The sequence below is a fragment of the Prevotella sp. CAG:592 genome (assembly GCF_000436015.1).
Taxonomy (GTDB): Bacteria; Bacteroidota; Bacteroidia; order Bacteroidales; family Bacteroidaceae; genus Prevotella; species Prevotella pectinovora.
Genome location: NZ_FR892487.1, coordinates 1 through 13,001, shown reverse-complemented (window position 1 = coordinate 13,001; position 13,001 = coordinate 1). Strand labels below are relative to the sequence as shown.

The window sequence follows — 13,001 nt, the reverse complement described above, 5'->3', positions numbered from 1 at the left end:
ATTTATTATTCAATCAGCAAATTTACGGCATTTTCACCAATAAAACAACACTGTTGACTGGAAATAATTACAACAACCAGGGGTAACGTTGATAAAGACGTTGCCCTTTTGCATTGCACGTTAGCAAATGTGGCGATATGGTTTATGACAGCTTTATTTCTCGAAAGGTGTGCTTTCATGGCTTATTCTCGTATAGTTTGAGTATATTTGCATGCGCTCAAAATCTGGTAGCGCCATAAGGAAAACAGATTTGCCGACACCATAACAGGAAAATAATCATGCAGACAAAACCATATACCAAACGAAAGATTGACAACAGCGAGAGGGTCAATGCCAGCATAGGAAAATCCATCGTCGTAGACTCCGCATCAAGCCTATATATGCAACTGAAGGAATCTTGCGCTGACGACATGACGGAAGAAGAGAGATACGCCATTCTCAAACAGGTATTCCGCCGGGCGGTGGACCAAGCCGTTCTCGACTGCCAGATTGCTTTCGTGGGACTATTCGCCAAGGTGGATTATTGCATCAAGGAATACGATATACCATCCAATATTGCCAATCTCATACAGCTGGGTCGCAAGGACCTCTTTCCCCGCCCCAACAGCGACCAGGAACTCTCGGCAGAAGAACTTTCCAAGCTCTTTCCGCATAATCTGAAAGCCACAACGCTGCTGGTGTATCATGTGTGCGGCAAGGAAGAAATACCGGAGCAGCTGAAAGCCTGTTTTCCACGTGCCGACAGGAAGAAGACATGGGGACGATACAGCGAGAAGGTGCTTCGGGTCGTTGTGGAACGTTGGGATGACGAGTATATATGGGCGACGGAAGAGGAAAACAACAACACCATGCAGATTTCCTACGGCAACCACAACCACATCCTCACACTTGAGGGGAAATCAGACTGGTCGTACCTCAAGACAACACTCTGGGAGGGAGCCAGACTGAACCTGGTGCGCATCCGTATGGATGAGCGCGGCGAAATCTGTCTGCCGGAGCTTATCATTCTGGAGCCAGACTATCTCATAAACATCACCACGATATCAAGCTGCTTCGAGTCTTATGCCGAATCGCCGTTCGTGAATCTGGTAAACAAGATTAAACCGAATCCCAACACGCTGCCCATACATCTGGGTAACCTGTCGGGACAGTTCCTCGATGACGTGGTACACGACCGCAACATCGCCTTCAGCGACAGCATCAGGGAGTTTGTAAGCAGGAATATCATGAGCATAATATCATGCCCGGGGCTGGAACTCCCAAAGGACCGCATCAGGTTCACGCAAGACGCACAGATACAGAAGCGCAACATCAGCCATCTGATAGGCGCCAGTCTGCCGCAGTCTATCAAAGACTACAACAGGAAAGGCGTGGTTCTCGAACCGTCGTTCTTCAGCGAGGTGCTGGGCATTCAGGGACGACTTGACTTCTTGTGGCAAAAGGATAAAGACATCATCATCATAGAGCAGAAATCAGGAAAGGGGGATTTCGTGCCTTACACTTCGCCATCTTATAATCCCAACATACCCAAAGTGAGGGAACCACACTGGGTGCAGGCCCTATTGTATGGTGCGCTGCTCACCTATGGATATGACAAGTATCCGTCGGAAATCAGAGGCATCATGCTCCTCTACTCCAAATACTCTGAAGGACTGGTCAGCTCGCCTAATGCCCCGCAGCTGCTTCACCGCGCCATCAGGATGCGCAACCTGCTCGCATGGAGCGAGATACTGTATGCCAAGGAGGGACTCGACATCCTGACAAGTCTTACTCCCGACATGCTGAACAAGAAGAAGGTGACCGGACGGTTGTGGGAGGATTACATACGGCCTCAACTTTCAGAACTCCTTTCGCCCATCGCCTCTGCATCAAAGCTTGAGCGCCTGTATTATCTCCGGTTTCTGCGCTTTCTGGAAAACGAGCAGCTGCTTGCCAAGGTTGGCAACAAGACGAAGGAGGATTCCGGCTTCGCCTCAACATGGAATGACACGCTGGAGGACAAGAAGGCTGCCGGCAACATCTACGACAAGCTGCACATCGCCGGATATGACTTTGAGGACAAGCAGGAGACGTCTGTGAGCGGAATAAAGCTCCGGTTTGACGAGCCACAGTCGGCTGACACCACAAATTTCCGCATCGGCGACATCGTGATGCTCTATCCATACAATTACAACAAAGACACGAAGGTGCCTGACGCATGTGCGCAAATGGTACACCGCGCCACCATCATCGACATGCGCAACGACAGTATAGAACTGCGTCTGCGCTGCAGCCAGACGGACAAGACTGCTTTTGGGAACAAACCTGGCGACACACTATGGGCAATAGAGCACGATATGCTTGAGTCGATGACGGGCTCTCTGTATAGCGCCATGCACTCATTCCTCTCTGCTCCCAAAGAGCGACGCGACCTTATCCTCCTGCAGCGCCAGCCGGAGACCGACCCTACGATAAGGCGCAAGGGGGAATACGGCAACTTCAACACGCTCGTTGACCGTGCGAAACAGGCGCGCGACCTGTTTCTCATCATCGGTCCTCCGGGAACGGGCAAGACATCCTACGGACTGGTGAACCTGCTGAAGGAGGAACTGCTGGAGGAGGACACCAACGTGCTGCTGCTGTCATACACAAACCGGGCGGTTGACGAGATATGCAGCAAACTCGTGGAACTGAAGGAGGAGGATCCCGACTTCGACTTCGTGAGGATTGGTTCTGAACTCTCTTGCTCCAAGGAATACCGTCAATATCTGCTGAGCAACAAACTGAAATCCCAAGATCTGGATTCCGGCAGAAAGGCCATCCGCTCCACGAGGGTGTTCTGTGGAACGACTGCCGCGCTCAACGCCAACGTGTCATTGCTGCAGATAAAGCACTTCAGTCTTGCCATTGTAGACGAGTCGTCGCAGATTCTCGAGCCACATCTCATCGGACTGCTCAGCGCACAGAAGGACGACCTGTGCAGGATAGACAAGTTTGTGCTCATAGGCGACCACAAGCAGTTGCCTGCCGTAGTGCAGCAGACGCCGGAGGAGTCTGCCGTGACTGAACCGGAGTTGTGCGACATACATCTCTCTGACTGCCGGTTGTCGCTCTTTGAGCGCCTGCTCACACATTTCAAGACGGGCAGAGGCGACTACGACGACCGCTTCGTGTATATGCTGACGAAGCAGGGACGCATGCACAGAGACATTGCGGAGTTTCCCAACTATGCCTTCTATGGCAACCGCCTCGACATCGTGCCGCTCGACCACCAGATTCTTCCCAATGTGCGCAAAGACACCGGAAACAGCATCATCACCATGCTCACGACCCGCCGCATAGCTTTCGTCACGGCAGAACCACCAAAGCGGTCGCTATCGGCAAAGACAAACAGCGTGGAGGCAAGGATGATTGCCGCCACCGTACGCGCCGTGTATGAGCTGGCATCCGGTTGTTTCGACACGGAAAAGACGATTGGCGTGATTGTGCCCTACCGCAACCAGATATCCACGGTGAGAAACGAGATAGACAAGTTCGGCATTCCCTGTCTTCATGACATCACGATAGACACCGTGGAGCGCTATCAGGGCAGTCAGCGTGACTATATCATATATGGTTTCACCATCCAGCAGCCGTATCAGCTCAACTTCCTTACGAGCAATGTGTTTGAAGAGGACGGACTGGTGATAGACCGCAAACTGAATGTTGCCATGACCAGAGCAAGACTGAACCTGATTCTCATCGGAAATCCAGTTCTTCTCAACGAGAACTTCACTTTCTACAAACTGATGGAGTTCGTGAGGAGCAAGGGTGGATACTTTGATGTAGCTCCGGATGATTATTGCAAGGGAAACTTTGAAGTAAGCGAAACGGTTGACGCCTATGAAACGACAATGGCTGAGGAAACATCGGGCATGTCATCCCGATTCGCTGCCGCATTCAGCAAGCATGTCGTGGATGAGATAAAAAATGATTTGCGCACAAGAGGACACGAGATAATCCTCGGCAATACGACGGATGCCAACATGTCGCTCATCAACTACGGACGGTCGGACTTCTCGAATGACTCGTCGCTATTCAGCACGGAATTGAATGCCAACCTGATAATTAATGCCGACGACCAGGTATTGCTATACTGTCATTACATCATGCAGAGGTATTATCGCAGTGCGAAAAGACTGTATCAGTCTTACAGCAACTGGTTGTCGGCCATGGCAAAGAATATGAGCGGAAGAATAAGGTTTATAGACATTGGATGCGGACCTGCCACCTGCGGCATCGCGTTTGCTGAGCAAATGGCGGGGCTGTTTCCGGACATTCATTATACTGGCATTGACATCTCTACGGCGATGAAGGCAATGGCGGAAAAACTGCTGGGAGAAACTACCGGCGACAGGATGCTGATGGATTTCAAGACTTCATTCATGGAATTGGACGACAGATATTGGACTTCCGTGTCTGAAGTGCCAAACCTCGTGGTTTTCAATATGTCGTATTTCTTCTCAAATGTAGACTGCACCTTCACAGAAAACCTGGCAGACAGGATTGTCAGCGTGATGAGGAAGCATCCGCTAAACCGTTATGTTTTCATCATCCAGCATTCAGACCACGACACGAAGATACGTTCATTCCTTGTCTTCAAGAGCATGCTGGAACAATATGTGGAAACGATAAAGGCTGAGCGTTCAGCCATCAGCCATGAACAGGAAGAAAATCCCAAGACTCCTCCGTTCTGCTATGAAATATGGAAGTCAAAATAACCCCAAACGGCCATCAGCGCCGCTTGGGGTCAGACTCAATGGGGCATATAAATCTCCCGCTTATTTCGTGAGTTTATACCACACCCATGCGATGTATGCCAACACGAACGGAATGGCAAGGCTGACGACACTCATAGTCTTCAGGGTGAACTCTGATGATGACGAATTGTAGATTGTCAGCGATGACTCCATATCGGCATAAGACGGATAGTAAGGCGTGTCGTTATAGCCTGCCACCCAGAAGAGCGACAGAACCACAAGCACCGTTCCCAAGCCGGAGAACCAGATTCCCTTGCGACTCTTTCTGAACAGAGCGGCAAAGACTGCATAGAGCACCATGAGTGTGCCCAAGAGGAAGCTTATGAGCGCCGCCGGCATGGCTATGAAATTGTTGAGATATTTGTTGTCTACCCACTGGAACTCATGCAGGCCGGTAGTTTCGTAACCGCCGGTAGTAAGCAATACTGCCGTTGTGGCAAGAAAGAGAACGACAAATACCGGAGCATTGACACGGAGCTGTTTTCTGTTCCACTCTGCCGTGTTCTCGTCTTTCACCTGATTGAGAAACCACAGGTTGGCCTGCACCCTTGTGAGGAACAATACCATCAATCCGAACATCACCACACGCCAATCCAGAAGGACTTCGAGTCCATGCCAGTCTCCCCACTGCGATATCACGGGAGCTGCGGCGTCTGTGAGATTTGTCTTCTCTACCGTGAAATCGCTTCCGAAGAAGAATGTGCTCACCGCACCGCCCAAGAGCAGCGGCGCAAGAATGCCGTTGATGAAAAGGAAGATGTCATATAGCTTGCGGCCGAGGATGTTTCCGTCGGAAAGACGGTATTTGAAGCTCACCGCCTGCACGACGAAGCCGAAGAGTATAAGCATCCATATCCAGTATGCTCCACCGAAGGAGGTGGAATAGAACAGCGGAAACGAAGCGAAGAAGGCTCCGCCAAAGGTGACGAGCACGGTGAAGGTTAGTTCCCAACGGTGGGCAATGGTATATATCATGTCCTCACGCTGCTCCTCCTTCATCTGGGGTATCATCGACTGTCCGCCCTGAACGAAGAGCATAAAGACCAACAGTGATCCCAAGACGGAAATCAAAAGCCACCAGTATTCTTGTAATAATTGATAGTTCATAGTGTATATATTTGTGGGTTTAACAAAATCAGTTTACGTGTTCCTGCACTTCGGGACCCTTCTTTATCTGCTTTATCATAATGTTTATCTCAGCACACAGCAGGATGGTGAACAACAAGCCGAAGATGACGAATGTGGTGACAACCTGACCTACCGACAGACTTGACACGGCTGCCTGCACTGGCATGATATCCTGGATTGCCCATGGCTGACGACCCACTTCGGCTACTATCCAGCCACACTGGGAGCAGAGATATGCCAGAGGCAAAGTGACAAATGCCAAAAGCGGGAATATACTTATGTTCTTCCATCTGCAGCTCAGCCATCCGCGTCTCTTGAACGACAGGAACACCGTTGCGGCGAGGAACACCAACAGCCATCCGCCTACGGCGACCATGATATGGAAAGGATAGAACACCATTGCCACATCGGGGATTGCTTCTTTCACATCATTGAAGTAGCCGTAGCCAAAATACTTGTAGTCTGGCTTCAGTTCCTTTTCTGCCTTTGCCATTCCGGCAGCGTCGCCTGCCTTCTTAGCCTCGTTGTATGCCGCCAGAGCCTTCTGGGCTGCCTTGCCGCGCTTGATGCGTTCGGCATACGGAACGGTATTGACCATCCTTCCATCCACAATGTCTTTGCCCTCAATAATGTCTTTGATGCCCGGAATAAAGGCATTGGCGTCGTGGCGTCCCAGTATGCTCAATCCCTTTGGTATGGCTATCTCAAACAGCATCGGATCCTTGTCGTCATTCCACTGTTTTTCCGTATTCAGTATGCCAAAGCCCACAAGGGGCGTGCCTTCCTTGCCCTCATACAGACCCTCCATGGCAGCGAGCTTCATGGGCTGCACCTTTGTCACCTCAACAGCACTGCCGTCGCCGGAGAACATACACAACAGGATGCCTGCAAGACCTACTGCGCCGCCTACCTTGATGGATTTGACGGCAAAGTCTACGTTGCGCTTCTTCATCAGGAACCATCCGCTGACGCATACGACAAAGGCACCGGCGAGACACCATCCGCTGGTGACGGCATGGATGAACTTGTTTACCGCTACCGGCGACAGAGCCACATCCCGGAAACTGACCATCACATTGCGCATCTGGTCGGCAGAGAACTCCATGCCCACAGGATACTGCATCCATGAGTTGGCAACGAGAATCCACCATGCGCTCAGACTCGCGCCAAAGGCAGTGAGCCAGGTGGCAGCAAGGTGCTGGCCGGCAGAAAACTTCTTCCATCCAAAGAACATCACGGCGAAGAAAGTGCTTTCGCAGAAGAAGGCAAAGATGCCTTCGATGGCAAGCGGAGCACCGAAGATGTCGCCTACAAACCATGAATAGTTGGAGAAATTGGTACCGAACTCAAACTCCAGGATAATGCCCGTAGCCACTCCGATAGCGAAGTTTACGCCAAAGAGCGTCATCCAGAACTTGGTGAGACTGAGCCATTCCTGCTTGCGGGTGCGGTAATACACTGTCTCCATCACGGCTACTATTATTCCCAATCCCAATGTCAGCGGCACGAAGAGCCAATGGTAACATGCGGTAAGGGCAAACTGTGCCCTTGACCATTCTACTACGTTGATTATATCCATACGCTTTTTTATTAAGGTTTCGTTGTTATCAGATTTTCCCTCACTTTGTCTGCTTTCTCCTCGTCGGTGCCCAAAAGGGCGGGCTGGAAAAAGAATATGCGGAGAACGGCAAACATTATGAAGAGCTTTATGAGGATGATGGTCCACAGCGTCTTGCCGACCGTCATCCCCCTGAAGCCTTCATAATAGAAGAGGAATATTTTACGCAATTTCTCCATATCTTTGCTTTATCCTCCCCAACGGGCTATTGAACGTTGGGAGTTGTTGTCATAATATAGTTTTGCAAATATACAATTCCTTCTACATGTGAACAATTGTAAATATCTATCCCGTGATAGAGAATATCTTTTCAGCACGGGATTTTGTCATCTTTAAAAGCCATCAGGGCTGCTTGGATTTTGTTTTTTGGCAACTATATTTTTCAAAACGGTCATAGTCTGATGCCGTATTTCATTATCCCCTCGCCTATCATCCCTGCGGGCATGAATGTCTTCATGGTGTCGGTAATGGTGTTGAGCATACGCTCTCTCACATAATCCTCCTTGACATACAGCGACACTCGCCTTTGCGAGAGATAGTCGCCTTCTATCGGGCGCACGTTCTCCCGCTGCCTGTCGTTGAGAAACGGAAGGTGCATCTCCGGAATGATGGTAAAACCGCCATTCTCGTCGACGATATGCACAAGGGTGGTGATGCTGCCAGCCTCATAGATATGGGTTCCCTTGCTCCGTGCTTTACAGAAAGAGAAAGCGCTGTCTCTCAGACACTGGGCATCCTTCATTATCCACATGTTCTCGTGTTCCAGATTCTCCGGTTTGAACACGGGCAACTTGCGCCAGCAGCTCTCGGCAAGATATACCATGAATTTCTCTGCATAGAGCGGAATCTCAAGCACCCCATCGCACACATTGCCCGATATCGCCATTCCGGCATCCAGTTCGCCTCGCAGCAGCGCCTCTATCATGAAGTTCACTTTCATTTCCTGTATCGACAATTCCACTGTGGGATACATCTCCCTATAGTGTCTGATGAACTTCGGCAGTATGTATGGCGCTATCGTTGGACCTACCGACAATCTGAACCCGCCGCCTATTTGTCCTTTGTCTTCAGAAACTATCTCGCCGATGCGCTCAATCTCCATCAGCGCATTCTCTGCCTGACGGATTATCTTTTCGCCGGCGGTGGTAGGCGTCACAGATCTGTTGGTGCGGTCAAAGATTCTGATGTCGAGTTCTTCTTCCAGTTTCTGCAGCATGGCGCTGAGCGTTGGCTGCGATACATTACACGAGTCAGCCGCTTTCGCAAAATTGCGGAAGCGGTTGACGGCGATTATGTATCTGAGTTGTTGTAGATTCATAATGCGGTGTTAGTGAATGGGCATATACATTGTTGACTGTTTATTCTTATATAAAGAGATTCACGTTTGCCCTGTCTGCACGCTCCATATAGCTTGCCACACCTCCGACGGTGACATTGTCGAGCAGTTCCTCGCGCTTAACTCCCATCACATCCATCGACATCTGGCAGGCTATGAACTCCACTCCATTGTCGATTGCCTGCTGGCGAAGCGACTCCAGAGAGTCCACTCCCTTCTTGTTCATCAGATAGCGCATCATCTTGGCGCCCATACCCATCATGTTCATCTTCGAAAGTGCCAGTCTGGAAGAGTCTGAAGGGAGCATCCAACTGAACATCCGTCCGAAGATGTCTTTCTTCACCTTTGGCTTGTGAGTCTTCTTTATTGCATTCAGTCCCCAGAACGTGAAGAATATGCTGACTTTCTTTCCTGTTGCTGCCGCCCCGTTGGCGAGAACGAATGTGGCGAGCGTCTTGTCGAGATCGTCGCTGAAGAGTATCAACGTCTTTCCAAAATCGTTGGTCTGAGGCTTGGCTGCTTCTATGGCGCATGGTGTGGCTTTCTCTATGAGAGCTATGTGTATGCCAGCCTCCGACCGTTTGCCAAGGAACTTGTTTCCCGTTGTATTACACCATGCCTCTGCATCTCTTGGGAAGGCAGCGTCTGTGGCACGGATTTCCAACTGCTGGCCTGCACTCAAGGCGTCCATCGCCTGTTTCATCTTCATGATTGGTCCGGGACACTGGATGCCACACGCATCTACCTTTATCACCTCTTTGTCTGCGGAACACGACGGAGCATCAGCGCTGCATCCTGACGTTTCTGAAGCGTTCGCCTGACTATTATCTGCTGCTTCGCCGAATCCTTCCGGCGTGTTTATCTTTGCAGTGGCAGCCTTGTATGTCTTGTATCCTCCTATCAGATTGCGCACATCTTCATATCCGTTGGCTTTCAGGATATTGGAAGCCAGATAGCCACGGAGTCCTACTCCGCAGAACAGCCATATCTGCTTGTCTCTCGGTATTTCGGAGAGTCTGTCGCGCATATCGTCCAACGGGATGTTTATGGCTCCAGAGATAGTTCCCAGAGCATATTCATCGGCTGTGCGCACATCGATGAGCGTCACCTTCGTAGTATCAATATCTTTCAACTCGCGCCAATATAGTGGAGTCATCTTTCCGCTCAGTATATTGCCTGCCACATAGCCTGATATCGCCACGGGATCTTTGGCTGAAGAGAATGGCGGTGCGTAGGCATGCTCCAGACGGGTGAGGTCGTCTACTGTGGCTCCGTTCTTTATCGCCATGGCATATTCGTCGATGCGCTTGTCCACCCCGTCGTAGCCCACGATCTGAGCACCATAGAGTCTGCCGTCTTCAGGCGAGAAGGTTATTTTGATGTCCATCTGCATACTGCCGGGATAGTATCCGGCGTGGGCGCCATTATGTATAGTGGCTGAGAGATAAGGGATGTCCATCTGCTTGAGTCGCTTTGCCGGCAGACCGGTAGATGCCACGGTAATGTCGAACACTTTGGCTATTGCCGTGCCGATTGCCCCTTCGTATCTCTCATTGTTGCCCATCACCATATTGTCTGCCACGATGCGTGCCTGACGGTTGGCGGGTCCTGCCAGGAAGTTCAGCCATGGTTTTCCGGTGATAGGATGTGGATATTCGATGGCGTCGCCTACGGCATAAATGTTCTCGTCTGATGTCTGCAGATACTCGTTCACCCAAATGCCGCGCATGTCGCCAAGTTTCAGTCCTGCTGCCTGTGCCAGTCGCGTTTCCGCTCTCACACCGATGCTCAGCAACACCAGGTCTGCCTTGAGACTGATGCCTGATTTGAAATGCACTTCCAGTTCTTCTCCCTCCTGAGAGAAGCCTTCCACAGCCTGTTCCAGATACAGTTTCACGCCCTGCTGCTGCAGATGGTCGTGCACGATAGCCGCCATCGAATAGTCGATAGGCGCCATCACCTGGTTTGCCATCTCCACCACTGCCACCTGTGCGCCGGCATGCTTCAGATTCTCTGCCATCTCCAGACCGATGAATCCACCTCCCACAATGACAGCTCGCCTCACCTTGTGGTCGTTCATATAACGCTTGATGCGGTCGGTGTCGCTCACGTTTCTCAGCGTGAATATTCCTTCGCTGTCGATGCCATCGAGAGGCGGCACCACTGGCGACGCTCCCGGTGAGAGCAACAGTTTGTCGTAGCATTCGCTATATTCCTTGCCGTCAGCGGTGCGCACGGTCACTTTTCTGGCTGTCGCATCTATCGCCGTCACTTCGCTCCTTGTGCGCACGTCGATATTGAAACGTCTGCCGAAAGCTTCTGGAGTCTGCACAAACAGACGGTCGCGGTCTTCTATCACTCCACCGATATAATATGGCAATCCACAGTTGGCGTATGAGATATGTTCTCCTTTTTCAAAGAGTATGATTTCTGCATCTTCTGTCATTCGTCTGATGCGTGCGGCTGCAGTAGCTCCACCTGCCACTCCACCCACTATGAGGAATTTTTTCTTGTTTGCTGTCATGGCCGATAAATATTTACTCCCAAAACGGTCACTAGGACGTTCAGTAATGGTGAAAGAATAACTTGATCAAATTTTGACCTGTATTTTTGTCGGTCAAGTTATTGTTTTACCATTACTCAATTGGGGTTATTACTGTTTGCTGTCTTTTCTACTTCACTCTCTCTATCACTTGCTTCAGTTCGTTTGCCGACATGGCACCGCTCTGTCGCCATTTCATCTCTCCTCCGTTGAAAACCATTAGGGTAGGAACGGACTGGATGCGCATCTGCATGGCTATGGCTTCGTTTTTGTCTACGTCAACTTTCACTATGCGTATGCTGTCGCCGAGTTCTTCCTTCAGTTGTTCCAAAACGGGATGCATTGTCTTGCACGGACCACACCATGTGGCAAAGAAGTCAACGAGAGTCAGTTGACCGCTCTTTATTATATCTGAAAGCTTTTCCATATCTTTTATATTTATTGATTAATACTTGGGTGTTCATCATTTGGTCTGTCATCAATTTTGACGATGCAAAGATACGGCTTCTTTTATAGACAAACAAATGAGCACATCTATATCATAATAGACTACAACTATCATAAACTTAAATCGGTCTACCCAAATTAGAATAAACAAAATACAAACAAGTCCTAATGATCATTTTGTTTTAAACCGGCAGAAACCCCATGCTTTTACCTATCTCCAATACAGAACAGGATACTTGAGCCTCAACAGTTTTAAGCTCTAAAATGGGCACGATGCTTGCCCATGTGGGGCAAGGTGCTTTCTCAACAGGGGCAAGGTGCTTGCCCCTGTTGGGCAGAATTTATGCCAAGCGGTTGCCCAATAAGTTGATGTCATCTGATAATTGTAAGCGCATCCGCGATGATAGTGTTACGCTTACTTTCCATGATACTTCAATGATACTTTAATGACACTTTTCTGTAAAACATTCAGAAAAGCATCATTGAGTCAAGTCATTAGTCTATAGCGGTTTAGTGGCTTCATTAAGGAGAAAAATGATACTATGACAGATTTTTGATGACAAACAAAATTCATAGCGATGTAATAACGATTGGGGACAAACAGGACGTGCACAATCAGATGGCAGAATGGTCGTGCACTCAAATTGAGAATGTAGACGTGGATGTCAGTGAGATTTCTTATTTCGAACCGAGGAAAACTCTTTGCCACGAATGAAGTTCAATTAACAGACAATGCCATTGACATCTTCCTCGCTTTTGTTGGCCACATGTCATGTAGCGCAGACACTTATGTTTCGCTCGGCGCCTCCAATGGTTGTGCCGACCAACTCACGAATAGGGATGGAACACTGAAGTTGGGGTTAGGAGCACCATCAAAAAGAAGTCACAAGGTTTATCCAGGTAATGACAATGAGAGGTGATTTGTAGAATCAGTTACTACAAACCACCTAAAATTACAAAAATGTGATACCTAAAGTCAAAATTTCCAATGATTTACTATTTCGGCTGAGTAAGATTTTTTATCTTTGTAGTCAATAATTGACAATCCTATCAAGAAAAAGTCTATTGGTTTAATCTAACCTCTGAGCAATAACATTGGAAGATAACACCAAACAGCCTTTAACGGCTGACGCTTCATTGTATAATGGGCAG

At 49.4% G+C, this 13,001-nt stretch carries 7 protein-coding genes; 1 reads left to right on the top strand and 6 read right to left on the bottom strand.

Annotated elements, in window-relative coordinates:
- The first annotated feature begins 278 nt into the window (after positions 1-278).
- Positions 279-4,739, top strand: a complete 4,461-nt coding sequence (locus QVO99_RS00590) for an AAA domain-containing protein (RefSeq protein WP_022315642.1) — start codon at positions 279-281, stop codon at positions 4,737-4,739.
- 60 nt (positions 4,740-4,799) lie between these two features.
- Here QVO99_RS00590 and QVO99_RS00585 read toward each other — a convergent pair whose 3' ends face one another.
- From QVO99_RS00585 to trxA, 6 genes are all read right to left on the bottom strand, one after another.
- Positions 4,800-5,885, bottom strand: coding sequence for a cytochrome d ubiquinol oxidase subunit II (locus QVO99_RS00585; protein WP_022315641.1), 1,086 nt, complete (start codon positions 5,883-5,885; stop codon positions 4,800-4,802).
- Positions 5,886-5,913: 28 nt separating this feature from the next.
- On the bottom strand, positions 5,914-7,485 hold the full coding sequence (locus tag QVO99_RS00580) for a cytochrome ubiquinol oxidase subunit I (protein WP_022315640.1): 1,572 nt from the start codon (positions 7,483-7,485) through the stop codon (positions 5,914-5,916).
- A gap of 11 nt (positions 7,486-7,496) precedes the next feature.
- Positions 7,497-7,703 (bottom strand): DUF4492 domain-containing protein, encoded by a 207-nt coding sequence (locus tag QVO99_RS00575; RefSeq protein WP_022315639.1) that lies wholly within the window; start codon positions 7,701-7,703, stop codon positions 7,497-7,499.
- A gap of 212 nt (positions 7,704-7,915) precedes the next feature.
- Complete coding sequence (locus tag QVO99_RS00570; RefSeq protein ID WP_022315638.1) at positions 7,916-8,842, bottom strand: LysR substrate-binding domain-containing protein; 927 nt, start codon at positions 8,840-8,842, stop codon at positions 7,916-7,918.
- A 46-nt stretch (positions 8,843-8,888) separates the two neighbouring features.
- On the bottom strand, positions 8,889-11,384 hold the full coding sequence (locus QVO99_RS00565) for an FAD-dependent oxidoreductase (RefSeq protein WP_022315637.1): 2,496 nt from the start codon (positions 11,382-11,384) through the stop codon (positions 8,889-8,891).
- Between the two features lie 148 nt (positions 11,385-11,532).
- Complete coding sequence (gene trxA / locus QVO99_RS00560; RefSeq protein WP_022315636.1) at positions 11,533-11,829, bottom strand: thioredoxin; 297 nt, start codon at positions 11,827-11,829, stop codon at positions 11,533-11,535.
- Between the last annotated feature and the right edge of the window lie 1,172 nt (positions 11,830-13,001).

What these genes read in the sequence shown, in the direction of transcription:
- QVO99_RS00590 (WP_022315642.1), top strand. Translation starts at nt 279, where the DNA reads ATGCAGACAAAACCATATACCAAACGAAAGATTGACAACAGCGAGAGG.
- QVO99_RS00585 (WP_022315641.1), bottom strand. Translation starts at nt 5,885, where the DNA reads ATGAACTATCAATTATTACAAGAATACTGGTGGCTTTTGATTTCCGTC.
- QVO99_RS00580 (WP_022315640.1), bottom strand. Translation starts at nt 7,485, where the DNA reads ATGGATATAATCAACGTAGTAGAATGGTCAAGGGCACAGTTTGCCCTT.
- QVO99_RS00575 (WP_022315639.1), bottom strand. Translation starts at nt 7,703, where the DNA reads ATGGAGAAATTGCGTAAAATATTCCTCTTCTATTATGAAGGCTTCAGG.
- QVO99_RS00570 (WP_022315638.1), bottom strand. Translation starts at nt 8,842, where the DNA reads ATGAATCTACAACAACTCAGATACATAATCGCCGTCAACCGCTTCCGC.
- QVO99_RS00565 (WP_022315637.1), bottom strand. Translation starts at nt 11,384, where the DNA reads ATGACAGCAAACAAGAAAAAATTCCTCATAGTGGGTGGAGTGGCAGGT.
- trxA (WP_022315636.1), bottom strand. Translation starts at nt 11,829, where the DNA reads ATGGAAAAGCTTTCAGATATAATAAAGAGCGGTCAACTGACTCTCGTT.